Annotated in this window: 20 protein-coding genes; 8 read left to right on the forward strand and 12 right to left on the reverse strand. The window is 72.8% G+C overall.

All coding sequences use genetic code 11. The annotated features are described in order from the left end of the window. Window positions 1–30 precede the first annotated feature (30 nt). Both AC07AW_RS05830 and AC07AW_RS05835 read right to left on the reverse strand, forming a co-directional pair. Window positions 31–429: a Zn-ribbon domain-containing OB-fold protein gene (locus AC07AW_RS05830; protein ID WP_478814201.1), complete on the reverse strand. Its 399-nt coding sequence runs from the start codon at window positions 427–429 to the stop codon at window positions 31–33. Next, entirely contained in the window at window positions 429–878 is a 450-nt protein-coding gene (locus AC07AW_RS05835; RefSeq protein WP_478814202.1) for a DoxX family membrane protein, read from the reverse strand. The genes AC07AW_RS05830 and AC07AW_RS05835 overlap by 1 nt, the downstream gene beginning before the upstream one ends. Window positions 879–1,047: 169 nt before the next feature. Between AC07AW_RS05835 and AC07AW_RS05840 the strand changes: the two genes are divergently transcribed. The 5 genes from AC07AW_RS05840 to AC07AW_RS05860 all read left to right on the forward strand — a co-directional run bounded on the left by AC07AW_RS05840 (window position 1,048) and on the right by AC07AW_RS05860 (window position 9,853). Continuing rightward, the gene (locus AC07AW_RS05840) at window positions 1,048–2,193 is read left to right on the forward strand and encodes a flavin-containing monooxygenase (RefSeq protein ID WP_478814203.1); all 1,146 of its coding nucleotides are present in this window, start codon (window positions 1,048–1,050) and stop codon (window positions 2,191–2,193) included. Window positions 2,194–2,431: 238 nt separating this feature from the next. Then, complete coding sequence (locus AC07AW_RS05845; RefSeq protein ID WP_478814204.1) at window positions 2,432–4,654, forward strand: acetate--CoA ligase family protein; 2,223 nt, start codon at window positions 2,432–2,434, stop codon at window positions 4,652–4,654. Window positions 4,655–4,728: 74 nt separating this feature from the next. Then, window positions 4,729–5,487 carry an enoyl-CoA hydratase/isomerase family protein gene (locus AC07AW_RS05850; RefSeq protein WP_478814396.1) on the forward strand — a complete coding sequence of 253 codons (759 nt, stop codon included), beginning with the start codon at window positions 4,729–4,731 and terminating at the stop codon, window positions 5,485–5,487. 294 nt (window positions 5,488–5,781) lie between these two features. Then, complete coding sequence (locus AC07AW_RS05855; protein ID WP_478814205.1) at window positions 5,782–9,192, forward strand: hypothetical protein; 3,411 nt, start codon at window positions 5,782–5,784, stop codon at window positions 9,190–9,192. A 52-nt stretch (window positions 9,193–9,244) separates the two neighbouring features. Beyond that, window positions 9,245–9,853, forward strand: a complete 609-nt coding sequence (locus AC07AW_RS05860) for a flavin reductase family protein (RefSeq protein ID WP_478814206.1) — start codon at window positions 9,245–9,247, stop codon at window positions 9,851–9,853. A gap of 418 nt (window positions 9,854–10,271) precedes the next feature. Here AC07AW_RS05860 and AC07AW_RS05865 read toward each other — a convergent pair whose 3' ends face one another. Together AC07AW_RS05865 and AC07AW_RS05870 are read right to left on the reverse strand one after the other, a co-directional pair. Continuing rightward, window positions 10,272–11,588: an MFS transporter gene (locus tag AC07AW_RS05865; protein ID WP_478814207.1), complete on the reverse strand. Its 1,317-nt coding sequence runs from the start codon at window positions 11,586–11,588 to the stop codon at window positions 10,272–10,274. 125 nt (window positions 11,589–11,713) lie between these two features. Then, the gene (locus AC07AW_RS05870; RefSeq protein WP_478814208.1) at window positions 11,714–12,967 is read right to left on the reverse strand and encodes an MFS transporter; all 1,254 of its coding nucleotides are present in this window, start codon (window positions 12,965–12,967) and stop codon (window positions 11,714–11,716) included. Between the two features lie 58 nt (window positions 12,968–13,025). Here AC07AW_RS05870 and AC07AW_RS05875 point away from each other — a divergent pair, with 58 nt between their 5' ends. Continuing rightward, window positions 13,026–14,009: a GlxA family transcriptional regulator gene (locus AC07AW_RS05875; protein ID WP_478814209.1), complete on the forward strand. Its 984-nt coding sequence runs from the start codon at window positions 13,026–13,028 to the stop codon at window positions 14,007–14,009. On the opposite strand, the gene AC07AW_RS05880 is transcribed toward AC07AW_RS05875, so the two are convergent. From AC07AW_RS05880 to AC07AW_RS05890, 3 genes are read right to left on the reverse strand one after another with little or no spacing between them, the layout of a single operon-like run. Beyond that, window positions 13,970–15,196, reverse strand: a complete 1,227-nt coding sequence (locus tag AC07AW_RS05880; RefSeq protein WP_478814210.1) for an MFS transporter — start codon at window positions 15,194–15,196, stop codon at window positions 13,970–13,972. The two genes, AC07AW_RS05875 and AC07AW_RS05880, sit on opposite strands and share 40 nt — an antisense overlap. Window positions 15,197–15,238: 42 nt before the next feature. After that, window positions 15,239–16,288 carry a Zn-dependent alcohol dehydrogenase gene (locus AC07AW_RS05885; RefSeq protein WP_478814211.1) on the reverse strand — a complete coding sequence of 350 codons (1,050 nt, stop codon included), beginning with the start codon at window positions 16,286–16,288 and terminating at the stop codon, window positions 15,239–15,241. Further along, window positions 16,285–17,217 carry an SDR family NAD(P)-dependent oxidoreductase gene (locus AC07AW_RS05890; protein WP_478814212.1) on the reverse strand — a complete coding sequence of 311 codons (933 nt, stop codon included), beginning with the start codon at window positions 17,215–17,217 and terminating at the stop codon, window positions 16,285–16,287. The genes AC07AW_RS05885 and AC07AW_RS05890 overlap by 4 nt, the downstream gene beginning before the upstream one ends. A 101-nt stretch (window positions 17,218–17,318) precedes the next feature. On the opposite strand from AC07AW_RS05890, the gene AC07AW_RS05895 reads away from it, so the two are divergent. Next, window positions 17,319–18,245 (forward strand): cyclase family protein, encoded by a 927-nt coding sequence (locus AC07AW_RS05895; protein WP_478814213.1) that lies wholly within the window; start codon window positions 17,319–17,321, stop codon window positions 18,243–18,245. Window positions 18,246–18,397: 152 nt separating this feature from the next. Here the strand turns inward: AC07AW_RS05895 and AC07AW_RS05900 are convergent, their stop codons facing one another. From AC07AW_RS05900 to AC07AW_RS05915, 4 genes are all read right to left on the reverse strand, one after another. Next, complete coding sequence (locus AC07AW_RS05900; protein WP_478814214.1) at window positions 18,398–18,841, reverse strand: ATP-binding protein; 444 nt, start codon at window positions 18,839–18,841, stop codon at window positions 18,398–18,400. A gap of 352 nt (window positions 18,842–19,193) precedes the next feature. Further along, window positions 19,194–20,081: an acyl-CoA dehydrogenase family protein gene (locus AC07AW_RS05905; RefSeq protein ID WP_478814215.1), complete on the reverse strand. Its 888-nt coding sequence runs from the start codon at window positions 20,079–20,081 to the stop codon at window positions 19,194–19,196. A gap of 7 nt (window positions 20,082–20,088) precedes the next feature. Next, window positions 20,089–21,225 carry an acyl-CoA dehydrogenase family protein gene (locus AC07AW_RS05910; protein ID WP_478814216.1) on the reverse strand — a complete coding sequence of 379 codons (1,137 nt, stop codon included), beginning with the start codon at window positions 21,223–21,225 and terminating at the stop codon, window positions 20,089–20,091. Beyond that, window positions 21,225–22,415, reverse strand: coding sequence for an amidohydrolase family protein (locus AC07AW_RS05915; protein ID WP_478814217.1), 1,191 nt, complete (start codon window positions 22,413–22,415; stop codon window positions 21,225–21,227). Before AC07AW_RS05915 ends, AC07AW_RS05910 begins: the two co-directional genes overlap by 1 nt. A 174-nt stretch (window positions 22,416–22,589) precedes the next feature. Between AC07AW_RS05915 and AC07AW_RS05920 the strand changes: the two genes are divergently transcribed. Further along, window positions 22,590–24,101, forward strand: a complete 1,512-nt coding sequence (locus AC07AW_RS05920) for a class I adenylate-forming enzyme family protein (RefSeq protein WP_478814218.1) — start codon at window positions 22,590–22,592, stop codon at window positions 24,099–24,101. Here AC07AW_RS05920 and AC07AW_RS05925 read toward each other — a convergent pair. Next, a complete protein-coding gene (locus tag AC07AW_RS05925) occupies window positions 24,070–24,459 on the reverse strand; it encodes an STAS domain-containing protein (protein ID WP_478814219.1) in 390 nt (129 codons plus the stop codon). The genes AC07AW_RS05920 and AC07AW_RS05925 overlap by 32 nt on opposite strands. Window positions 24,460–24,502 lie beyond the last annotated feature (43 nt).

Genomic DNA, 24,502 nt, shown 5'->3' on the forward strand with positions numbered 1-24,502 from the left:
CGGGTCCGGACCTGAGACGGGTCCGGGAGCCTAAGACCGGTCCGGGCCGAAGACGGGGACGGTGACGTCCCCGTCCCTCCGGAATCCCACCCGCACGTCCATCCCGATCCGGAGGTCCTCCTCCGCCACCCCCACGATCTCCGTCATCATCCGCGGCCCCTCGGCGAGGTCGACGACGGCCGCGACGTACGGGACGCGGTCGCCGAAGGGCGGGAGGTCGTTCCGGTGGACGATCGACCAGGTGTAGAGGGTGGCGCGGCCGCTCGCCGGCTCCCAGCGGACGTCCTCGCTCCAGCAGTACGGGCAGAACTCGCGCGGGTAGTGGTGGGCTCGGTCGCAGGCGGCGCAGTGGCGCAGCAGCAGCCGGCCTTCGGCGGTGGCGTCCCAGTAGGGGCGGGTGAAGGCGTCGATGTCGGGCGTCGCGGTCATCAGAAGAGTCCGATCGCGGAGTCGAGGGACCAGGTCTGCCAGGAGACGGCGAGGAGGGCGACGAGGGAGATGAGCGCCATCATCGCGTTCTGCCCCTGTTCGGCCCAGTCGTGGATCATCAGGACGAGGTAGAGGAGGTTGAGGAGGAGGCCGCCGACGAGGGCTATCGGGGTGAGGAAGCCGGTGATCAGGCCGAGGCCGAGGGCGAGTTCGGCGTAGACGACGACATACGCCATGAGCCGGGGGCGGGGGGCGACGACGGTGTCGAAGCCGTTCTTCACGGCCGGCCACTTGTGCTTGCCGGCCACGTCCGCGGCCCAGGCGATGCCGGTGCCGCGTTCGAACCAGCCCTTCTTGTCCTTGTGGCGCCAGCTCTCCAGCCACCACAGGCCGAGGCCGATGCGGAGGACGGCGAGCCATTCGGCGCCGGTGAGCCAGACGGTCTGCATACGGACCCTCCCCATGAACTGGATCTGACGGTACGTCAGTTCAGCGCAGACCGGCCCCGGCCGCAAGGGGTGAGCTGCACGCCCGAGCGGGTCCGCGTGACCGATTCGCAACCGAAATCCCCTCTCGCCCGAGACCCACTGCGTGTACACGTCATTACGCTCAGCATTCATGGCCATCACACCCCCCGCACCTCCCGTCCACCCCGTGTACGTCATCGGCGGCGGACCCGGCGGGCTCGCCGTCGCCGCCGCGCTGCGCGCGCGGGGCGTCCGGGCCGTCGTCCTGGAGAAGTCCGACGCCGTCGGCGCCTCCTGGCGCGCGCACTACGACCGGCTGCGGCTGCACACCACCCGGCGCCTCTCCGCCCTCCCCGGCCTGAAGATGCCCCGTTCCTTCGGCCGCTGGGTCGCCCGCGCGGACGTCGTCCGGTACCTGGAGACGTACGCGGAGAAGCACGAGCTGGAGGTCGTGACCGGGGTCGAGGTCCACCGCGTCGAGCGGGCGGGCGCGGAGTGGGTCCTGCACGCCACCGGCGGGCGCCGGCTCACCGGGCGCGCGGTGGTGGTGGCCACCGGGTACAACCACACCCCGCACCTGCCCGAGTGGCCCGGCCGCGATACGTACGGGGGCGAGCTGAGCCACGCCCGGACCTACCGCAACCCGGAGCCGTACGCCGGGAAGGACGTCCTCGTCGTCGGCATCGGCAACACCGGCGCGGAGATAGCCGCCGACCTCGCCGGGGGCGGCGCCGCGCGGGTGCGGCTCGCGGTCAGGACGGTCCCGCACATCGTGCGCCGTACGACCCTCGGCTGGCCCGCCCAGCGCAACGGCATCCTGGTGCGGCGGCTGCCGGTGGCGCTGGTCGACCGGCTGGGCGCGCTGTCCGCCCGGTTCGCCGTGCCGGACCTCACGGCGTACGGGCTGCCCCGCCCCGACAAGGGGCTCGCCACCCGGCAGCGGGAGGGCGCGATCCCGGTCCAGGACGTCGGCCTGATCGACGCGGTACGGGCCGGGAAGGTCGAGATCGTCGCCGCGGTGAAGGCCTTCGAGGACGGCGAGGTGGTCCTCGCGGACGGCAGCCGGATCGCCCCGGACGCGGTGATCGCGGCGACCGGCTACCGCCGCGCCCTGGAACCGCTCCTCGGCCACCTGGACGTACTCGACGGCCGCGGGCTGCCGGTGGTGCACGGGTCCCGGAGCCCGCGCGAGACGCCCGGCCTGTACTTCACGGGCTTCACGAACCCGATCAGCGGGATGTTCCGGGAGCTGGCGCTGGACGCGGAGCGGATCGCGCGGCGGATCGCGCGCCGCTGACCACGCGGCGCATCGCCCGCCGCTGACCGCGCGGCGGATCGCGAAGCAGGACGCCGGAAGGCGGAGAACGGCGATGCGGGAAGCCGGGCCACGGCGAGGCCGGGGCCGGGGCCGGATCAGGACGGTTGACCTGCACGGCTCGTACTACCTTCCGCACACCCATTCCTGACTAGGCGTCAGTTCTGTAATCTGACTGAGCGTCAGGTGTATACGGATGGGTGAAGGGCGGGCGACACACATGCTTGGATCGACACACGGCACCTTCACCACCGATCTCCGCGCCCGCGTGGTCGCCTGCGGAGAGACGCCCGGGGGTGCCGTGCACGGCGTCACCGCCGTCGCCGGCGACCTGGACGTCAGCGGGCGGCCGCTGCACCTGCCCGTCCCCGACCTCGACCGGTTCTTCCGGCCCGAGTCCGTCGCGGTGATCGGCGCCTCCGACGCCGAGGGGCGGCCCAACACCGGCATCACCCGGCAGCTGCTCGCCTGGGCCGAGCGGGTCGGCGCCCGGCTCGTGCCCGTGCACCCGACCCGTACGAGCGTGTTCGGGATCGACTGCGTACCGTCCGTCGGCGCGCTCGCCGAACCCGTCGACCTCGCCGTCCTCCTCGTCGCCGACCCGCTGCCCGTGATCGAGGAACTCGCCGAGACCAAGGTGCGGTTCGCCGTCGCCTTCGCCTCCGGCTTCGCCGAGACCGGAGAGGCCGGCGCCGCCGCGCAGGAACGCCTCGCCGCCGCCGTACGCCGCTCCGGGCTCCGGCTCCTCGGCCCCAACACCAACCTCAACGCCTTCGAGCGCTTCCGCGACGACCTCGAAGGCCCCGCCGTCGCCCTCATCACCCAGTCCGGCCACCAGGGGCGGCCCGTCTTCACCCTCCAGGAGCTCGGCGTCCGCCTCTCCCACTGGGCACCCACCGGCAACGAGGCCGACCTGGAGACCGCCGACTTCCTCTCGTACTTCGCCGGGCGGCCCGAGGTCGGGGCCATCGCCTGTTACGTGGAGGGGCTGAAGGACGGCAGGTCCTTCCTCCTCGCCGCCGACCGGGCCGCGCGCCAGGGCGTCCCGGTCGTCGCCGTGAAGGTCGGCCGCACCGAGACCGGCGCCAGGACCGCCGCCTCCCACACCGGCAAACTCACCGGCGCGGACCGGGTCGTCGACGCGGCGATGCGGCAGTACGGGGTGATCCGGGTCGACGGGCTCGACCAGCTCCAGGACACCTCGGCCCTCCTCGCCCGCGCACGCCGGCCGCTCGCCGACGGCGTCGTCGTCTACTCCATCTCCGGCGGTACGGGGGCCCACTTCGCCGACCTGGCCACAGCGGCGGGACTCGAACTCCCCACCCTCCACCAGGCCAAGCAGGACGAACTCCACCAGTGGATCCCGGAGTACCTGAACGTCGCCAACCCCGTCGACAACGGCGGGCACCCGGTCGGCGACTGGCGCGGCCGGAAGATCATCGACGCGATCCTCGCCGACCCGTCGGTGGGGGTCCTGATCTGTCCCATCACCGGGCCCTTCCCCCCGATGAGCGACAAGCTCGCCCAGGACCTCGTCGACGCGGCCGAGGCCAGCGACAAGCTGGTGTGCGTGGTCTGGGGGTCCCCGGTCGGCACCGAGGCGGCCTACCGCGAGACCCTCCTCGGCTCCTCCCGCGTCGCCACCTTCCGTACGTTCTCCAACTGCATCGGGGCCGTGAAGGCCTACCTCGACCACCACCGCTTCACCGCCGCCTACCGCTCCCCCTTCGACGAGGCCCCCCGCACCCCCTCCCCCTCCCTCCGCAAGGCCCAGGCCCTCATGCGGCCCGGCCGGCGGCTCAGCGAGCACGCGGCGAAGCAGCTGCTCCGGGCGTACGGGATACGGGTGCCGCGCGAGCAGCTCGTCACCAGCGCGGCGGCCGCCGTGCGGGCCGCGGGGCTCGTCGGCTACCCGGTGGTGATGAAGGCCTCCGGCGCCCAGCTCGCGCACAAGACGGAACTGGGCCTGGTGAAGGTCGGCCTGACCTCGGCCAGCCAGGTACGGGACGCCTACCGCGAGCTCACCGACATCGCCCGCTTCGAGGAGATCGACCTCGACGGCATCCTCGTCTGCCAGATGGTCGGGCGCGGGGTCGAGATGGTGGTGGGCGTGACCCACGACGAACTCTTCGGCCCGACGGTCACGGTGGGCCTCGGCGGGGTCCTGGTGGAGGTCCTGAACGACACCGCCGTCCGCGTCCCGCCCTTCGGCGAGCGCGAGGCCCGCTCGATGCTCGCCGAACTGCGCGGCCGGGCCCTGCTCGACGGCGTACGGGGCGCCCCGCCGGCCGACGTCGACGCGCTCGTCGAGGTCGTGCTCCGGGTCCAGCGGATGGCCCTCGAACTCGACGGCGACCTCGCCGAACTGGACATCAACCCGCTGATGGTGCTGCCGCGCGGGCAGGGGGCGGTGGCCCTGGACGCGCTGGCGGTCTGCCGATAGGAGAGCCCGTGCCGGATGTGCTGCACACCGTCGAGAACGGTGTCTCGTGGATCACCCTCAACCGCCCGGAAGCCATGAACGCGGTCACCTGGGACCAGCGGGAACGGATCATCGCCCTCCTCGCGGAGGCCTCCGCCGACCCGGACGTGCGCTGCGTGGTGGTCACGGCCACCGGACGCGGCTTCTGCGCGGGCGCGGACCTGCGGGGCGCGCCGTCCGCCGGCGAGCGAAGCGAGATGGGGGTCCCCCCGGCCGGAGGCCGGGGGAGGGTGGCGGGGGACGTGTCCCGGATGATCCGGCTCGGCGCACAGCGCTTCATCGGAGCCGTACTGGACTGCGAGAAGCCGGTGATCGCGGCGGTGAACGGCACGGCGGCCGGGATCGGGGCGCACCTCGCGTTCGCCTGCGACCTGGTGCTCGCGGCGGACTCGGCGCGCTTCATCGAGGTGTTCGTACGACGGGGCCTGGTGCCCGACGGCGGCGGCGCGTATCTGCTGCCCCGGCTGATCGGGCCGCAGCGGGCGAAGGAGTTGATGTTCTTCGGCGACGCGCTGCCGGCGGCGGAGGCGCTCGGGATGGGCCTGGTGAACCGGGTCGTCCCCGCGGACGAGCTGTCGAAGACGGCCAGGGAATGGGCCGAACGCCTCGCCAAGGGACCGACCCGGGCCTTGGCCCTGACGAAGCAGCTGGTGAACACGTCGCTCGACGTGGACCGTTCGGTCGCCTTCGCGGCGGAGGCGACGGCCCAGGAGATCAACATGACGACGAGGGACGCGCAGGAGGGGGTGGCGAGCTTCGTGGAGCGTCGGGAGGCGCGGTACGAGGGGCGGTAGGTACGAGGGGCGGTAGGTACGAGGGGCGGTAGGTACGAGGGGCGGTAGCGGAGGCTGTCGTACCGGAGCCCTAGGGTGTGCCGTGCATATGCCAAACACCGCTCCGGGGGGAACGGAATGCCCAACCCCGCGCGCTCGCGCAACAGATCACGAAGATCCGGAAGATCCCTTCTTCTGGTTCCCACCCTGCTGACGGCCCTCCTGGGCCCCCTGCTCCCGACGGGCACGGCGCTCGCGGCATCGGCGGCGCCCCCGTCGGGGTCCTCGGCGGCGCCCCCGTCGGTGTCCTCGTCGGTGTCCGAGCCCACGACGGCTCCGGCGCCGGAACCCACGGCGGACCCGACACCCACGCCGACACCGACCCCGACACCGGACCCGACGGCCGATCCCTGCCCCGCCCTGCCCCTCGCCCCGCTGAACGGCCCCGGCGACGCGGCCCGCCCGATCGTGGTGGACCCGAGCGGCCACGCCTGCTTCACGGTCACCGTGGAGAAGCCGGGCCTGCACCAGGTGCTCGTGGAAGGCGGGATCTCGTCCATCGCGTTCCTCTCCGGCGGGACGCGGGTCGCCTGCCCCGAGCTGACCAGCAGCCCCTGCGAGCTCGCCGCCGGGACGTACACGCTCGACCTCCGTGGCGGCTCGACGAGCGCCCAGGTCGCGGTCGTCCCGCTGATGGCGGGCCCCGGCTGCTCCGACCCCGCCGACACCGCTTTCGGTACGGCCCCGGTGACCGGCACCTCCTCCGGTGACCTCGGCATGGTCTGCCACCCCTTCACCGCCACTCAGGGCGAGCTGATCCACGCGACCCTCGGGCCGCGCGCGTCGGCCAACGTCAACGGGTGGATCACCGACGGCACGGGCAAGCCGCTCTGCGGCGTCAACCACGACTGCGTCCTGCCCGCCGGGGTCGGCGGCTACCGCGTCCTCGCGCACCTCGACCCCAACGCCGGCATCTACCCCGTCCCGTACACCCTGACGGTCCGGCAGCTCTCCCACCCGGCGGGATGCGCGGTCGTGGGCGTGACGCCCTACGGTTCCGCGCCCGCCGAGGTCTCGCCCCCGGCCGAGTGCAAGACCTTCACGCCGGCCGCGACGGGCGCGTACGTACTGGAGAGCCTCCCGGCGTCCGGCGGCACCGGCGGGATCGGCATCTACGGGCCGACCGAACGGATCTGCCAGTACCTGGTCTCCTGCGCGCTCACCGCGGGCGTCACGTACACCCTGGTCACCGGCGACACCGTGCGGATCCTCGACCGGACCTCCGCCGCGGAGGGCTGCGAGGACGTGTCGCTCGGCCAGACCCATCGAGGCGCTTTCACCGCGCCCACCGAGATCGACTGCGTGCGCCTGCCCGTGCCGCAGGGCGCCCACGTGGCGATCCTGGCGAGCACCTCCGCCGACGGCGTGAAGCCCGACTTCGAGGTCATCGACGCCACCGGCACCCCCCTCTGCTGGGCCCAGACGGTGCTGACCTCGGGCACCTGCGCCCTCAGCGGCACGGCCCCCTACCACGCCATCGTGGACAGGGCATACGCGAGCGCGCGCACCGGCTCCTACGAACTCGTCGTCCGCCGCACGGACACGCCGAGCGACTGCCGGGCCTTCCCCGCGGGCGACTTCGGCGCGGACTCGGGCCGAGCGGCCTTGAGCACCGGCGCCGACGCCTTCGCCGACTGCCTGACGATCCCCGCGGACGACCACTCCGCGCGCGAGCTGATGACCCTCGCCCGCGTGTCGGGCAGCGGGGCCCTCGACGTCAGCGTCCTCGACGAGCACGGCGAGCAGGCCTGCGCCCACCAGGCGTACGGGGACGACCAGCTCGACTGCGTCCTGGCTCCCGGCCTCTCGTACACGGTCCTCGTCCGGGGCGATGGCAGGCCCGCCGAGTACACCCTCACCCGCCGGGACGTCACCGGCACCGCACGCGGCTGTGTCGAGACCCCCGCCACGGCGGTGGGCACCCCCGCCACGGCCGGTGTCCCGGCCGAGCCCGGCACGCTCCTGTGCCACCGGGTGACCACGGCCGACGCGCGGGACACCCTGCACCTGAACGCCCGGTACACGGCGGCGGGGCGCGCGACCGGGTTCGGGGTGTACGACGCGAACGGCGAGGCCGCATGCGAGGACTTCGCCTCGGGCTGCTCCGTCACCGGGTCCACCGGCTACCAGGCGATCGTCGAGGTCGGCGCGGGCGACACCACCGCCCCCGCCTACGGCCTCGACGCGCTGCGCATCGGCACCGCCGCGGGGCCCGCGCCCGAGTGCGTCAGGGTCCTGGACGTCACCTACGGCTTCGGCCCGCTCGCCGGCACGCTGAGCGAGCAGAAGCCGGCGCTCTGCGTGGTGCTCCCGACGGCGTCGAACGACTGGCTCAAGCTGTCGTTCACGCCCGCGCTCGAACTCTCGAAGTCGCCGACGCCGTGGCTGTACGACGGGACGGCCGGCCAGAGCGTCTGCGACCGGGCCAGTAGCTACTACAGCTGCGGCGTGCCGTCCGAGGACGGCTACGGCGGCGTGGCCCGGCCGACCACGCTCGTGATCGGGCTGCCGTCGGTTCCCTCGCAGGCCCCGACCGACGTACGGGCGACGGCGTACTGCCCGTACGGCTGCGGCACCGTGACCCGCGCGGTCACCGCCGTCACCCCCGGCACCGTCGGCGCCGGGAAGATCACGATGAAGGTGACCGGAGCCGCGCTGCACGAGAAGGACGTGGTCGAGGTCTCCGGCGGCGGCTACCTCGCCCGGTCGACGACGGTCTCCGTCGCGCCCGACCGGCGGAGCATGGACGTCTCCCTGGACCTGACGAGCGCCCCGCGCACCGCGCTGAGCCTGAGCGTGCTCACGCACGACGGCGTGCGGTACTCCCGCGGCACCGTCACCGTCGTCGCGCCCCTCCGCGCCACCGCCGCCCCCGTCGTGAGCGGCACCGCCGTCATCGGCGGGAAGGTGACGGCGCAGGCCGGGACGTGGTCGCCGACGCCGGAGTCGTACGCGTACCAGTGGCGGGCCGACGGCGTCGCCATCGCCGGAGCCACCGCCTCCACGTACACGATCCCCTCCACGCTCCAGGGCAAGCAGCTGTCCGTGGCCGTGACCGCGGGCAAGGCCGGGCACCCGGCCTTCACCGCGACCAGTGCCGCCGTGGTGGTGAAGGGCGTCGCGCCCAAGCCCACCCAGGTGCCGTCCGTCTCCGGGACCGTGCGGGTCGGGAACAAGGTGACGGCGGTCGTCGGGACCTGGTCGCCGGCACCGACCTCGTACGCCTACCAGTGGCGTGCCGACGGTGTGGCGATCGCGGGTGCGACGGGGGCCTCGTACGTGCCCACCGCGTCCGTCCTCGGCAAGAAGCTGACCCTGACGGTGACGGCGCTGCGGACCGGGCACCTGAACGGGGCGTACACGACGGGCTGGTACGTCGTCGGCGTGGGTCTCGCGCCGAAGGCGACGGTCGCTCCGTACGTCACGGGCACGGTCCGGGTCGGGCGGACGCTCACCCTGAACCGGGGTACGTGGACGCCGGCGCCGACCTCGTACGCCTACCAGTGGTACGCGAACGGGCGGGCGATCAGCGGGGCGACGAAGTCGTGGTTCACGCTGACGAAGTACCAGCGCGGGATGAAGATCACCGTCCGGGTGACGGCCTACCGGACCGGGCACACGGCGGGTGTGGCCTGGACCCGGGCGACGGTGGCGGTCGCCGGATAGGCCGATGGCCGTCGTTCCCGAGGGCTTCCCATCTGACGCACCGTCAGTTTCAATGGACGGTGTGATGGGACACGCGGGGATGGCGGCCACCGTCGTCCGACACCTGAGAGCGGCCGGTTCGCCGACGGCCGTCGAACCACTGCCCCGGCCGGCCCTGCGCGCGGTACGGGAAGACGAGCGAGCCCCCGTCGACCCCGGCGAGTTCCGCCGCGTCCTCGGGCACTTCGCCAGCGGCGTCACGATCGTGACGGCCCTCGACGCGAACGGGCCGGCGGGCTTCGCCTGCCAGTCCTTCGCCTCGCTCTCCCTCGACCCGCCCCTGGTCGCCTTCATGGTCGCCCGGACGTCGACGACCTGGCCCCGGATCGCGGCTGCCGGGACCTTCTGCGTCAACGTGCTGGGTGCCGACCAGGGCGAACTGTGCCGGTCGTTCGCGGTGAGCGGCGCCGACAAGTTCGCGGGGGTGGAGTGGACCCCGGCCCCGGCCACGGGCTCCCCACGCCTGTCGGGGGCGCCCGCGTGGATCGACTGCGCGATCACGGCGGTGCACACGGGCGGCGACCACCTGATCGTGGTGGGCCGGGTCGAGTCCCTGGGGGCGGAGCAGGAGAGCGACCCGCTCCTCTTCCACCGGGGGCGGTTCGGCCGCTTCAGCGCGTAGCGGGCTCCGCCCGTTGTGGGCACGCGCTCCGCCGGGTCGGCGCCCACCCCCACCCCGTTGTGGGCAATCGTTCCGCTGGGGCGGAACGGGTGGGCACAACGGACCCGCGCCCTGCCGGCGCCAGAGGCTTCCGCGCCCCGACCCGCACCACGATGTGCGCCGCCCCAGGGGTGCGGGTCCAGGCTCGGAACGCGGAGGCGCCGCTGAAGGGCGCCGTCCCGTGTGCCCACCCGTCCCGCCCCAGCGGGACGATTGCCCACACGGCGGGTGGGCAGGGCGCCGCCCAGCCGGGCGCGGCCCACACGGCGGGGGGCGGAGGGCACCGCCCCGCAGACGCGCAGCCACACGGGGGTGGGCTACGGGGCGATGGCCCGCACGGGGCTGAGGCCCGAAGCGCGGGCCCGCACGGGCGCGGAGGTCACGTCGTCGGCAAGAGGCTCGGCTCCGTGCGGGGGCGGCTGATGACCAGCGCCATCAGCGCCGCCGCCGCGCACAGCGCGCCCGAGGCGTACCAGACGACGTCGTACGTGCCGAAGACGTCGCGGGCCACGCCGCCCGCGAAGGCGACGGCCGCCGCCCCGACCTGGTGGGACGCGAGGACCCAGCCGAAGACGATCGCCGAGTCCTCGCCGTAGTGCTCGCGGCACAGGGCGATCGTCGGCGGCACCGTCGCCACCCAGTCCAGGCCGTAGAAGACGATGAAGAAGAGCATCGGCGGGTGCACCGAGGGCGCCAGGAGCATGGGGAGGAACAGCAGCGAGACTCCCCTCAGCGCGTAGTAGACCGCCAGCAGGCGCCGCGGCGAGAAGCGGTCCGTGAACCAGCCCGACGCGATCGTGCCGACGACGTCGAAGACGCCGATCACCGCCAGGAGGCCCGCCGCCGCCGTGACCGGCATGCCGTGGTCGTGCGCCGCCGGGACGAAGTGCGTCTTGACCAGGCCGTTCGTCGACGCTCCGCAGATCGCGAACGAGCCCGCCAGGAGCCAGAAAGGGCCCGTGCGCGCCGCGCGGAGGAGGACCGTGACCGCGCGCCGCGCCGCGCCCGTGACCGGGGCCGGCTTCGCCGCGTACTCCCCGCCGTACGGGGCAAGCCCGACGTCCGCCGGGTGGTCCCGGAGCAGCAGCCAGACGAAGGGGACCACCGCGAGGGCCGCCAAGGCCACCGTGACGGCGGCCGGGCGCCAGCCGTGGTGCTCCACCAGCCAGGAGAGCAGGGGGAGGAAGATGAGCTGGCCCGAGGCGCCGGCCGCCGTGAGGATGCCCGTGACCAGGCCCTTCCGCGCCACGAACCAGCGGTTCGTGACCGTCGCCGCGAAGGCCAGCGCCATCGAGCCGCTGCCGAGGCCGACGAGGACGCCCCAGTAGAGGACGAGTTGCCAGGCCGCCGTCATCCAGACGGTGAGGAGCGAGCCCACCGAGATGATCGTCAGGGCAACCGCCACCACTCTGCGGATGCCGAAGCGGTCCATCAGCGCGGCAGCGAACGGCGCCGTCAGGCCGTACAGGGCGAGGTTCACCGAGACGGCGAAGCCGATCGTGCCCCGCGACCAGTGGAACTCCTCGTGCAGCGGCTCGATCAGCAGGCCCGGCAGGGAGGCGAAGGCCGCGGCGCCGATGATCGTGACGAACGTGACCGCCGCGACGAACCACGCACGGTGGACGCGGCGGCGGGGTGACTTCTCGGGCGTACGGGTCTCGGGCGTACGGGCTGGGGGCTCGGTTGTCTGGGCCATGCCATCGAGCATCCCGGTCCGTCCCCTCCCCCGACCATTGGCCCGAATGACAAGTTTCCAAAGGATCGGGACACAAGGATCGGGACACAGGGATCGGGACACAAGGATCGGGACACGCACTCTCGCTAGGCGCGCGGCAGCGTTCTGATCGGTTTCGCCAGCAGCAGCGCCGTCACCACGAGCACCGCGATCCCCGCCCCCGTCAGCAGCACCTCCTCCGTGCCGACCACCGCCGCCACCGGCCCCGACAGGGTGCGGCCCACGCCCATCATCAGGAGCGAGCCGGCCACGTCGTACGCGTGCATCCGGTTCAGGGCCTCCTGCGGCACATGCGTCTGGACCGAGGTGGACCACATCACCAGCCAGAAGGCGAAGGCCGCCCCGCCGATGAACTGGCCCGCGCCGAGGGCCGCCACCGGCGCGCCCGTGCCGAGCAGGACGAGGTTCACCGGGAGGCCGAGGAGCGCCACCGCGCCCGCCGCGAGGGGGCGGGGCGGGCGCAGCCGGATCGCGAGGAGGCCGCCGACGGCGCTGCCGGCGCCGTTGACGGCCATGAGCACGCCGTACGCGGCCGAGCCGTGGTCCTCAGTGACCAGGCTCGCCGTGAGCGGCACCATCGGTCCGGCCACGGTCAGTCCGTACACCGTCCAGATGGAGATGACACCCCACAGCCAGTTCCGGGCGCGGAACTCCCGCCAGCCGCCGACGAGTTCGGCGGCGAGGGAGTCGCGCCGGGCGGTGTCGGACGGGATCGGGGTGAGGCGTATCAGCAGGAAGCAGACGGCGCTGACGGCGAAGGTGACGCCGTTGACGGCGAAGGCCGCGCCCGCGCTCCACACGGCGACCAGCAGGCCCGCGGCGGCCGGTCCCGCCATGGTCATGAGGGCCTCGACGACCCGCAGGACGGCGTTGGCGCGCTGCACGTCGGGGGCGATGCGCGGGATGGTGGAGGCGACGCCCGGCTGGAAGAGCGCGGCGCCGATCCCGCTGAGCACGGACAGGGCGTACACGGCCCAGAGCGGTGGACCGCCGAGCGTGAAGGAGACGGCGAGGACGGCCGCGCCGGGCAGCCGGAGCAGGTCGGCGATGATCATCATGCGGCGGGCGGTGAACCGGTCGGCGAGGACGCCGCCGAAGAGCACGAAGACCGCGAAGGCGGCGGTCCAGCCGCCGAGCGCGTAGCCGACGGTGGAGCCGGGGTGGCCGGCTCCGAGGAGTCCGGCGGCGAAGGCGACCGGGACCATGCCCTCGCCGAAGACGGCGACGCCCCGGGCGACGAAGAAGAGCCGGAAGTTACGGTTCCACAGCGCGGGCGGCGCGACCGGGTCGGGAATCCGCTCCGGGGCCTCAGACTTGTACGTGTTGTCCGTCACGGACACGTACTCGTACCAGTCATATGGTCTGGACCACCACCGAATTACGGAGGGAGCACCGCCCGTGCCGTCGTCGCCGCACCGCGTCGCCGTTCTCGCCCTGCCCGGCATCCTCCCCTTCGAGCTGGGCATTCCGCACCGCATCTTCGGCCGCGCCAAGGATCCCGGGGGACGCCCGCTGTACGAGATCGTGACCTGCGCCCCGGCCGCCGGTCCCGTGCGGACGGACGCCGACTTCTCGATCCACGTCGAGCACGGCCCGGAGGCGCTCGCCACCGCCGACACGGTCGTCGTTCCCGCCTCGTACGAGCTCGGTCCGGTCTACGACGAGGGCAGGCTCCCCGAGGAGCTGGCGGCGGCGCTCGCGCACATCCGGCCGGGTACGCGTCTCGTCTCCATCTGCACCGGCGGGTACGTGCTGGCCGCGGCCGGCTTCCTCGACGGGCGCCCGGCCACCACCCACTGGGCGCACGCCGAGCACTTCCAGCGCCTCTTCCCGAGCATCCTCGTCGACGCGGACGTCCTCTTCATCGACGACGGCGACGTCCTCACCTCGGCCGGCGTGGCCGCCGGGATCGACCTGTGCCTTCACATCGTGCGCCGCGACCACGGGACGGCCGTCGCCAACGACGTCGCCCGCAAGACCGTCGTACCGCCGCACCGGGACGGCGGCCAGGCCCAGTACATCGAGCGGCCCCTGCCGGACGCCGGCACCCACACCACGACCTCCGCACGGGCCTGGGCGCTGGCCCACCTCCACGAGCCGATCCAGCTGCGGGACCTGGCGGAGAAGGAGGCGATGAGCGTACGGACGTTCACGCGCCGCTTCCGCGACGAGGTCGGCATCAGCCCCGGCCAGTGGCTCACCCAGCAGCGCGTCGAACGCGCCCGGCACCTCCTGGAGTCCACCGGCCTGCCCGTCGACCGGGTCGCCCAGGACGCGGGCTTCGGCACGGCGCAGTCGCTGCGGGTGCATCTGATGACGGCGATCGGGGTGACGCCGACGTCCTACCGGCGGACCTTCCGCACGGGGGCGGCCTCGGCCTGAACGCCCGCGTCCGGTACGCCGGGGGTACGCAGGGGCAGCCGCCGCTCCCCCACCGCGCCGATCGCCGTGAGCAGCACGGTCAGGCCCACCCCCCAGAGGATCGCCGTCGACGGGGCCACCACCTTGAGCAGCCCGCCGGCGAGGGTGCCGCTGGCCGCGTAACCGGCGCCCACCGCCGCGTACATGACCGAGTATCCGGCGGCGAGCGCGGACGGCGGCAGGGTCTGCCGAAGGGCCAGGTTCCGGGTGAGGCTCGCGGGGGCCTGCAGCAGCCCGGCGGCGACCAGGGCGACCGCGATCGCCGCCGTCCAGGGCAGTACGGCGACCAGCGCGACGCCCGCGGCGACCGCGAGTATCAGGACCAGGGACTGGAGGGCCAGCGGGCCGGGCCAGCTCCCCCGGAGGCCGTACACGAAGGCGCCGACCGCCGAGCCGATCGAGAACCCGGCGAGCAGCGGGCCCGCCCAGCCGATGCCGATCCCGCGCTGTTCCAGCAGCGCGGGCAGGATCAGTTCGGCGAGTGCGAGCAGGGTGAGACCGGCGGCCCCGAGGACGTACACCGGCCAGGCCCGCAGCAGCGCCCGCCGCAGGGAGGCCTCCTTCTCCTGCGGCCCGGCGGCCCAGCCGGCCGGCAGCAGCCACATCCCGCCCACCGCGAGCCCCATCAGGGCGCCTTGCAGCAGCAGCGGCACGGCAGGGTCGACGCCGAGCGCAAGCCCCGTGGTGAGCGCGGGCGCAGCCGCCCAGAGGCCGAAGGTCAGCATCGACTCCATGCTCATCGCCTGGGTGACGGCCCGCTCCGGGACGAGGCTGGTGAGCATGGCCCGCAGTGCGCCGGGCACTGCGGCGGGCCCCGCGCCGGCGAGCAGCGCGAGGGCGGCGAGGACGACGGGGTGGGCGCCGGGCGCGAGCCCGAGCCCGGCGAACCCGGCGGCGCCGGCCGCGATCCCGACGACGAGCTGCGGCCGTGCCCGTTCGGGCTTCAGCCGCATGCCGAGGACGGGCGCGGCGACGATCTCCCCGAGGACGTACACGGCGGCGAGGACGGCCCCGAGCGTGTAGCCCCCGGGGCGCTCGCGCACGAGGAACACGAGCGCGAGCGGCGCCATGGCGACGGGCAGCCGGCCGGTGACCATGACGGCGGACCAGGCGAGGACGGGACGGGTGGCGAGCTCGCGGTAGGGCATGGCCACGACCGTAGCCCGCCGCCGGTCCTGGTTCCGTACAGCTCAGAACGTGAGCACCCCCCGCGCCACCTTCCCCCGTTCCGCGTCCTCCACGGCCCGCGCGAACTCCTCCACCGGGTACGTCGCCGTCACCAGCTCGTCGAGGAGCAGGGTCCCCGAGCGGTAGAGCTCCGCGTACAGGGCGATGTCCTTCTGCGGCCGTGAGGAGCCGTACCGGCAGCCCAGGATCGACTTGTCCAGGAACATCGCGGCCGGCAGGAAGCTCGCCTCCGCCTTCGGCGCGGTCATGCCGAGCAGGACCGCCTGGCCGTGCCGGTCGAGGAGGTCGATCGCGGTCCGGACGAGGCCCGTGTGGCCGACGCACTCGAAGACGTGGTCGGCGCCGGTGGGCAGGATGTCGCGTACGCCCTCGGCGGAGGCGAGGAAGTGCGTCGCCCCGAACTGCCGGGCCACCGCCTCCTTCTCCGGGTTCGTGTCCACGGCGACGATCGTCAGCGCGCCCGCGATCCGGGCGCCCTGGAGGACGTTGAGGCCGATGCCGCCGGTGCCGATGACGACGACGGTGTCGCCGCGGCCGACCTTCGCCCGGTTGAGTACGGCTCCGACGCCGGTGAGGACTCCGCAGCCCATGAGGGCGGCTGAGGTCAGCGGGATGTCCTGCGGAATCTTCACGGCCTGGACGGCCTTGACGACGGTCCGCTCGGCGAAGGACGAGTTCGAGGCGAACTGGAACAGCGGCTGCCCGTCGCGGGAGAACGGCTGCCCCGGCATCCCGATGGCCTTCCGGCACATGGTCGGCCGGCCCCGGTCGCAGTCGGCGCAGGCGCCGCAGTTCGCGAGCGTGGACAGGGCGACGTGGTCGCCGGGGACGACATGGGTGACCCCCGGGCCCACGGCCTCGACGACTCCGGCGCCCTCGTGGCCGAGGACGACGGGCGGGGGGAACGGGATGGTCCCGTCGATGACGGACAGGTCGCTGTGGCAGAGCCCGGCGGCGGCGATCGCCACGAGCACCTCGCCGGGACCGGGGTCCCGCACCTCCAGGTCGTCGACGACCCGGACCTGCTTCCCGTCGAAGACGACGCCTCTCATGATCCGTTCTCCTTACGGGAGTTCGGGCGGTCGCCGGCGGCCGCCGCCCTGGCCATCTCCTCCAGCTGCGCCAGCATCGGCATCGGGTCCGTCCCGACCGTCCCCGGCAGGAAGTCCGCGATGCGTTCGGGGGTCCAGCCGCCGCCCTCCGCGTACCCGGCGCGCAGCTCCCTCGGCTGTGCCCAGACCGCGATCTTGGGCCCGGCGATCGTGTACACCTGGCCGGTGATCCTCTCCTCGCGGGCCCGCTCGCTCAGCAGGTAGACGACGAGCGCCGCCACGTCCTCCGGTTCCCCGATCTCCTTGAGCTCCATGGGGACGTTCGCGGACATCCGGGTGCGGGCCACCGGTGCGACGGCGTTCGCGGTGACGCCGTACTTGTGGAGGCCGAGGGCCGCGCTCCGTACGAGCGAGATGATCCCGCCCTTCGCCGCCGAGTAGTTGGCCTGGGCGACGGAGCCCTGGTGGTTGCCGCTGGTGAAGCCGATGAGCGTCCCCGTGCCCTGCTTGCGCATGACGGCCGACGCGGCCCGGAAGACGGTGAAGGTGCCCTTCAGGTGGGTGGCGACGACGGGGTCCCACTCCTCCTCGGACATGTTGAAGAGCATCCGCTCGCGCAGGATGCCGGCGACGCAGACGACCCCGTCGATCCGCCCGTACGCGGTGAGGGCGGTCTCGACGACCCTCGCCCCGCCCGCCATGGTGGAGATGTCGTCCGCGACGGCGATCGCCGTCCCGCCCGCGGCCTCGATCTCCTTCACCACCTCCGCCACGACCTCCGAGGTCGGCTCGCCGCCCTCGATCGACACCCCGTAGTCGTTGACGACGACCTTCGCGCCCTCCGCCGCGCACGCGAGGGCGACGGCGCGGCCGATGCCGCGCCCCGCCCCCGTCACGGCGACGACCTTGCCAGCCAAGAAGTTCCCCACGCCCGGCCCCTTCCCGCACTTTCTGACGGTCCGTTAGATTCGTTCGTCGTCAGGATTCTACGGTCCGTCAGATACCGGAAAACAAGACCCCGGAGGCCCCGATGTCTCTCCCCGCCGCCTTCCACGAGATCGCCAAGCGCGTCAACAACTGGGGCCGTTGGGGCCAGGACGACGAGATCGGCACGCTCAACCTGGTCACCGACGAGGTCGTGCGCAAGGCCGTCGCCACCGTCCGCGCCGGCCTGCGCGTCCCGCTCGCCGTCGACCTCGAGCAGGACGGCGTACAGACCGGCATGATCCCCGGCCGGGTCAATCCGCTCCACGTCATGGTCCAGGTCAACCAGGAGCTCTTCGGCCCCGGCACGGTCGCCACCAGCGACGACGCCGTGACCCTCGGCCTCCAGGCCGGCACCCACTGGGACGCCCTGACGCACGTCTCCCACTCGGGCCGCATCTACAACGGCCGCCCCGCCGCCACCATCACCCCGCACGGCCGCTCCGAGTTCAGCGGCATCCACACGGCCCGCCACATCGTCAGCCGCGGGGTGCTCCTGGACGTGGCGGCGGCGAAGGGGGTGGACCGGCTGCCGGGGGACCACGCCGTCACCCCCGAAGACCTCGACGAGGCAGCGGAATTCGGCGGGGTGATCGTACGGTCCGGGGACATCGTCCTCGTACGGACCGGGCAGATCCAGGCGTACCTGGCCGGGGACAAGCACGGCTACGCGTTCCCGTCACCGGGCCTCTCGGTCCGTACGCCGGAGTGGTTCCACGCCCACGATGTCGCGGCCGTCGCCAACGACACGCTCACCTTCGAGATCTTCCCGCCCGAGATCGAGGACCTCTGGCTGCCCGTGCACGCCCTCGACCTCGTCGAGATGGGCATGCTCCAGGGGCAGAACTGGAATCTGGAGGCTCTGTCCACAGCCTGTGCACAGGAAAGGCGCTACGCCTTCCTGCTCTCCGCCATGCCGGAACCCTTCGTCGGCGGCACAGGCACGCCGGTGGCCCCGGTCGCGATCCTCTGAACCCCCCGCGGGCGGCGGCGCGCTCGCACGCGCCCCGAGCACGGCACGGACCGCCGCCGCCCGAACGCGACCCGCACACGCCGAGGGCCACGGCCCTCGGCTCCCCTCGCCACGAATCGCTCACCCCAGGGTGGGCAAAACGGAACGAATCGTCAACAGCGCACCCGACCGGGCGACAGCGTCGACACCGCCGTCGACACGGGCGCGACCCGGTCCACCTCGCACCAGATGCTCTTGCCGACACCCTCCGGCTGCCAGCCCCAGCGGTCCGCGAGGCCGTCCACCAGCTCCAGGCCGCGCCCGTTGGTGTCGTCGCCCTCCGCGTGCCGGGGCTGCGGCGGGCGGTCGCTCGTGTCGGCGACCTCGACCCGCACCCCGCCGCCCTCCACGGCGAACAGCATCCGCAGCACGGCCGGGCAGCCCGTGTGCACCACGGCGTTGGTCACGAGCTCGGAGATGAGCAGCACCAGCGTCTCGGCGAGCGGCTCGTCATCCCCTATGCCCGACCCGGCGAGCCGCGACCGGGCCCACCTCCGGGCTCGTCCCACCTCTGCCGGGTCCGGCCCGACCTCCAACTGAACCTGAAGCACCTGCACCGCTCACACCATCCGAACCGGCGGACACACCTTTACGGAACGTGATTCCCTTGTGGGACAGCATGGTTGACGTACAGTCACCGCAACAAGCGCTTCGGGCATATTCCAGCGCGAAGGAGTACGCATGGTCCATACTGTGCGACGCACGCTGCGGGTAGTCGAACGCCGGGCGCGAGCGGCGGGCATTCCCGGCCACGGAGCCGCCGCAGGGGCGACACCGGGACGATCCGGGCCAACGAGCACTCGCATCCCACGGAGCGTACCGGAGGCGGAGGCCGACTCCGGGCCGTGACGGCCCCGCCGAAGGACACAACCCGATATCAACATTCCGTGACGTGTCGCACGCGCAGCGCTACAGTCCCCCGGCCACCGTCTCCTCGGCCTGAGCGGCGGTCATCCCCAGCTCGGCCCGCACCCAGGCACGCTTCAGATGCAGATGAACGTCGGCCTCCCAGGTGAACCCCATCCCCCCGTGCACCTGAAGACAGTCCCGCGCGTTGCCGACGGCCGCGTCGTCGGCGAGCAGCTTGGCCCCGGCGATCTCGACGGGGTCGCCGGTGACGGCGGCGGCCCACACGGCGGCCCGAGCGAGCTCGACCCGCACGAGCATCCCGGCACAGAGATGCTTGACGGCCTGAAACCCCCCGACGACCTGCCCGAACTGCTCCCGGGTGCGTGCGTAGGAGACCGCCATGTCGATGGTGGCCTGAGCGCTGCCGACCTGCTCGGCGGCGGTGAGAAGGACTTCGGTTGTGGGCAGGCGTTCCGCAGGGCGGAACAGGTGGGCACAACCCCCGGTGCCGGGCACCCGATGGAGCGGCGTCAGCGGATCGACCGACCGCACCGGCACGGCACCGCCCACATCGCCCAGCACCACATCGGCCTCGTCCAGCCAGGGAACCAGCCCCTCCGACACCTGGGTCACCACGACAGCCCCCTCCGCCGCGCCCCGCACGGACCCCGCCGCCAGATGCGTGGAGACCAGCGGCCCCGGCAGCAGCACCCTCCCCGCCTCCTCGAAGACGAGGACCGCCTCGGGCAGCCCGAGCCCGACACCTCCCTCCGCCTCCGGGAGGCACAACGCGAAGAACCCGGCGTCGCCGAGCTCCCGCCACAGCTCCCGGTCGACACGAGGCGCGGAGACCGCCGCCCGCAGCGCCTCCCGGTCGAAGAGCCGCGCGAGCAGTTCCCGTACCCCGCGCCGCAGCGCCCGCTGGTCCTCCGTGAGTCGGAAGTCCACGACAGATTCACCGCCCCTTCGGCAGGCCGAGGATGCGCTCGGCGACGATGTTGCGCTGGATCTGGGAGGTGCCGGCCGCGATGGTGTACGAGAGCGAGGACAGCCGGTCGAGGGTCCAGTCGCGGCCGAGGTCGAGCGCGTCGGGACCGAGGACGGCGGCGGCCGCGTCGTACAGCTCCTGGCGGGCGTGCGAGTAGTGCAGTTTGAAGACGGAGCCGCCGGCGCCGGGGACCCCGCCGGTCGCCTGGGCCTCGCTGACGTTGGCCTGCGTGAGCCGCCACAGTGCCCGGAACTCGGCGGAGAGCCTGCCGAGCCGGCGCCGCAGGACGGGGTCGTCCCAGGTGCCGTTCTTGCGGGCGGTGCGGGCGAGTTCGCCGAGGAGGCGGCGGCAGGCGACGACCTCGCCGACGAAGGCGGTGCCGCGCTCGAAGGACAGGGTCACCATGGTGACCCGCCAGCCGTCGTTCTCCTCGCCCACCCGGTTGGCCACCGGCACCCGCACCTCGTCGAGGAAGACCTCGGCGAACTCGGTGGACCCGGCGAGGGTGCGCAGCGGCCGTACGGTGATGCCGGGGGCGTCCATGGGCATGGCGAGCCAGGTGATGCCGCGGTGCTTCGAGGCGGCCTCGGGGTCGGTGCGTACGAGCAGCTCGCACCAGTCGGCGACCTCGGCGTGCGAGGTCCAGATCTTCTGGCCGGTGACGACGTACGCGTCTCCGTCCCGTACGGCCCGGGTGCGGAGGGAGGCGAGGTCGGACCCGGCGTCGGGTTCGCTGAAGCCCTGGCACCAGACCTCGTCGCCGCGCAGGATCGGCGGCAGCCACCGCTCGCGCTGCGCGGCCGTGCCCTCGGCGGCGATGGTGGGTCCGGCGTGGAGGAGGCCGACGAAGTTGGCGCCGACGTAGGGCGCGCCGGCGAGTTCGGTCTCCTCCAGGAAGATGAGGCGCTGGGTCGGGGAGGCGTCCCCGTGGGTGTCGGCGTACCCGGCGTCGTACAGGCGGCGCTGCCAGCCGCAGTCGTAGGCGCGGCGGGCGGGCCAGTCGAGCGGGTCGGGGCGTTCGGGGAGGCCTGGCAGGGTGGCGGCGAGCCATTCCCGCAGGCGGGCGCGGTATTCCTCCTCCTCGTCGGTGCAGGAGAGGTCCATCAGACGATCCCGAGATCCAGCATGCGGATGGCGTTGCCGCGCATGAGTTTGTAGATCGTCTCGTCGTCGAGGCCCTGGACGTGGTCGAGGGCGACGTCCTTGGTGTGGGGGAAGGTCGAGTCGACGTGCGGGTAGTCGGTCTCGAAGGTGGCGTTGTCGCGGCCGACGACGTCGAGCGAGGCGATGCCGTGCTTGTCGCGGAAGAAGCAGCAGAAGATCTGCCGGTAGTAGTACGTGGACGGGGGTTCGGGGATCAGGTCGCGCACCCCGCCCCAGGCCCGGTGCTCCTCCCAGACGTCGTCGGCGCGTTCGAGGGCGTACGGGATCCAGCCCATCTGGCCTTCGCTGTAGGCGAGCTTGAGCCGGGGGAACTTGACGAGGACGCCGGAGAACAGGAAGTCCATCATCGAGGCCATGGCGTTGTTGAAGCTCAGCGAGGCCTGGACGGCGGGCGGGGCGTCGGGGGACGCGGCCGGCATTTGGCTACTGGATCCAATATGCATGTTCACCACCGTCCCGGTCTCCTGGCAGACGGCGAAGAAGGGGTCCCAGTAGCCGGAGTGGATCGACGGCAGCCCGAGGTGGGTGGGGATCTCGGAGAAGGTCACGGCCTTCACCCCCCGCGCGGCGTTGCGCCGGATCTCGGCGACGGCGAGGTCGATGTCCCAGAGCGGGATGATGCAGAGCGGGATGAGCCGGCCGCCGCTGTCGCCGCACCACTCCTCGACCATCCAGTCGTTGTAGGCGCGCACGCAGGCGAGGGCGACCTCCTTGTCGTGGGCCTCGGCGAAGGTCTGCCCGCAGAAGCGGGGGAAGGTGGGGAAGCAGAGGGAGGCCTCGACGTGGTTGAGGTCCATGTCGGCGAGGCGGGCCTTCGGATCCCAGCAGCCGCGGCGCATCTCCTCCCTCGTGATCCCCTCCAGCGTCATGTCGTCACGGTCGAAGCCGACGGCGGCGATGTTCCGCTTGTACGGGAACTTGAGGTCCTCGTAGATCCACCAGTCGGTGGGCGGGCCTTCGGGGTCCATCGTGATCTGGTACTTGCCGGCGACGTAGGCGAGCTCGCCGATGCCGGCCGTGAGGGGCTGCGGCCCGCGGTCGCGGTACTTCTTCGGGAGCCAGGTCTCGAAGAGGTGGGCAGGCTCGATCACGTGGTCGTCGACGCTGATGATGCGGGGCAGTTCCGTCATGGAGCCTCTCCCGGATTCGGCGGACCGTTCCCGGCCCGTTTCTGATGACCCGTCAGATCTGACGGCATAAGGCTATCCGCGCACCCCTGGACCGACAAGCGCCGGACCTCTACGCTCACCGCACGATCTGACGGAACGTCAGCCAGGCGGAGTACGGACGAGAGGAGTACGGTCATGAACGAGACCGCGCACACGCTCGGCGGGTCCCGGACGCTCTGGGAGCTCGTCGAGCGCCGCGCCGCCCTCACCCCCGACCGGCCCGTCCTCCTCCAGGGCGACCGCGTCCTCACCTTCGGCGGACTCCGCGAGCGCGCCGAGCGCTGCGCCGCCGGTCTCTACGGGAGGGGCGTGCGTCCCGGCACCGTCGTCGCCTGGCAGCTGCCCACCCGCATCGAGACCGCCGTGCTCTCCTTCGCGCTCGCCCGCATCGGCGCCGTGCAGTCCCCGGTGATCCCCTTCTACCGGGACAAGGAGGTCGGCTTCGCGCTCCGCGAGTCGAAGGCGGAGTTCTTCGCGGTCCCCGGAATCTGGCGTGGATTCGACCATGCGGAGATGGCGCGGAGACTCGGCGCGCGCGGGATCCTCGAAGCCTACGAGGACCTGCCGGACGGCGACCCGGCCGTCCTGCCGCCGCCGCCCTCCTCCGGCACCGACGTCCGCTGGATCTACTGGACCTCCGGCACCACCTCCGACCCCAAGGGCGTCCTGCACACCGACCGCTCGCTCCTCGCCGGCGGCTCCTGCCTCGCCCACGCCCTGCAGCTCACGGCCGAGGACATCGGCTCGATGGCCTTCCCGTACGCGCACATCGCCGGGCCCGACTACACGGTGATGCTCCTGCTGTACGGGTTCCCCGCCGTGATGTTCGAGCACTTCGCGCTGCCGGAGGCCCTCGACGAGTACAACCGGCACGGCGTCACCGTCGCCGGCGGCTCCACCGCCTTCTACTCGATGTTCCTCGCCGAGCAGCGCAAACAGCCCGGGAAGCCCGTCATCCCCACCCTCCGCCTGCTCGCGGGCGGCGGGGCGCCCAAGCCGCCCGAGATCTACCACGCGGTACGGAAGGAGCTGGGCTGCCAGCTCACCCACGGATACGGCATGACCGAGGTCCCCATGATCACGATGGGCGCCCCCGACGACACCGTCGAGAACCTCGCCTCCACCGAAGGCCGCCCGCCCGCCGGCATGGAGATCCGGATCACCGGCGACGGCGAGGTCCGGCTCCGCGGCGAGGCCGTCTGCCGAGGCTATCTCGACCCGGCGCAGACGGCCGCCGCCTTCGACGAGGACGGCTTCCTCATCACCGGCGACGTCGGGCACCTCACGGCCGGCGGCCACCTCGTCCTGACGGGCCGCATCAAGGACATCATCATCCGAAAGGGAGAGAACATCTCGGCCAAGGAGATCGAGGACCTCCTCCACACGCACCCGGACGTGGGCGACGCCGCCGTCATAGGCCTCCCCGACGCCGAGCGCGGCGAACGCGTCTGCGCCGTCGTCGAACAGCCCCCGGACGCCGCCCCGCTCGCCCTTCCGCAGGTCACGGCCTTTCTGCGGGAGGCCGGACTCTCCGTCCACAAGCTGCCCGAACAGCTGGAGGTGGTGGACGCCCTCCCCCGGAACGAGACCCTGCGCAAGGTGCTGAAGTACAAGCTCAGGGAGCGCTTCGGCGCGGCGCCCCGGTGACCTCCGCCAGGGCCTCCGGCACGTCCTCGTACACGTCGAACAGGCGCCGCACGCCCAGCGCGGAGAGCACCCGGCCGACGTGACCGCCGTCCCGGTCCTCCGCGTCCACGGGCAGGATCAGGCGGAGCCGGCCGCCGCAGGAACGGAGCAGACGGCGGGACGCGATGAGCACGCCGACACCGCTGGAGTCGCAGAAGCGCACGGCCGACAGGTCGATCACCAGGTCGTGGCGGCCGCCCGCGACGGCGTCGTGGACGCGGCGGCGTATCAGGGGGGAGGTGACCAGGTCCAGTTCCCCCCGGACGCGGAATACCGTCCAGGGGCCGTGCTCGTCCTCGTCGACCTCGATCGTCGTCACGGACGCCGCCTGCCCCACGAGCAGGCGCCGAAACCCCCGTCGT

Source organism: Streptomyces sp. NPDC044003, from assembly GCF_056435185.1.

Bases quoted from the DNA above. Each gene is read 5' to 3' on its own strand.
- AC07AW_RS05830 (WP_478814201.1), bottom strand. From the start codon at position 429: ATGACCGCGACGCCCGACATCGACGCCTTCACCCGCCCCTACTGGGAC.
- AC07AW_RS05835 (WP_478814202.1), bottom strand. From the start codon at position 878: ATGCAGACCGTCTGGCTCACCGGCGCCGAATGGCTCGCCGTCCTCCGC.
- AC07AW_RS05840 (WP_478814203.1), top strand. From the start codon at position 1,048: ATGGCCATCACACCCCCCGCACCTCCCGTCCACCCCGTGTACGTCATC.
- AC07AW_RS05845 (WP_478814204.1), top strand. From the start codon at position 2,432: ATGCTTGGATCGACACACGGCACCTTCACCACCGATCTCCGCGCCCGC.
- AC07AW_RS05850 (WP_478814396.1), top strand. From the start codon at position 4,729: ATGAACGCGGTCACCTGGGACCAGCGGGAACGGATCATCGCCCTCCTC.
- AC07AW_RS05860 (WP_478814206.1), top strand. From the start codon at position 9,245: ATGGACGGTGTGATGGGACACGCGGGGATGGCGGCCACCGTCGTCCGA.
- AC07AW_RS05865 (WP_478814207.1), bottom strand. From the start codon at position 11,588: ATGGCCCAGACAACCGAGCCCCCAGCCCGTACGCCCGAGACCCGTACG.
- AC07AW_RS05880 (WP_478814210.1), bottom strand. From the start codon at position 15,196: ATGCCCTACCGCGAGCTCGCCACCCGTCCCGTCCTCGCCTGGTCCGCC.
- AC07AW_RS05885 (WP_478814211.1), bottom strand. From the start codon at position 16,288: ATGAGAGGCGTCGTCTTCGACGGGAAGCAGGTCCGGGTCGTCGACGAC.
- AC07AW_RS05895 (WP_478814213.1), top strand. From the start codon at position 17,319: ATGTCTCTCCCCGCCGCCTTCCACGAGATCGCCAAGCGCGTCAACAAC.
- AC07AW_RS05910 (WP_478814216.1), bottom strand. From the start codon at position 21,225: ATGGACCTCTCCTGCACCGACGAGGAGGAGGAATACCGCGCCCGCCTG.
- AC07AW_RS05915 (WP_478814217.1), bottom strand. From the start codon at position 22,415: ATGACGGAACTGCCCCGCATCATCAGCGTCGACGACCACGTGATCGAG.
- AC07AW_RS05920 (WP_478814218.1), top strand. From the start codon at position 22,590: ATGAACGAGACCGCGCACACGCTCGGCGGGTCCCGGACGCTCTGGGAG.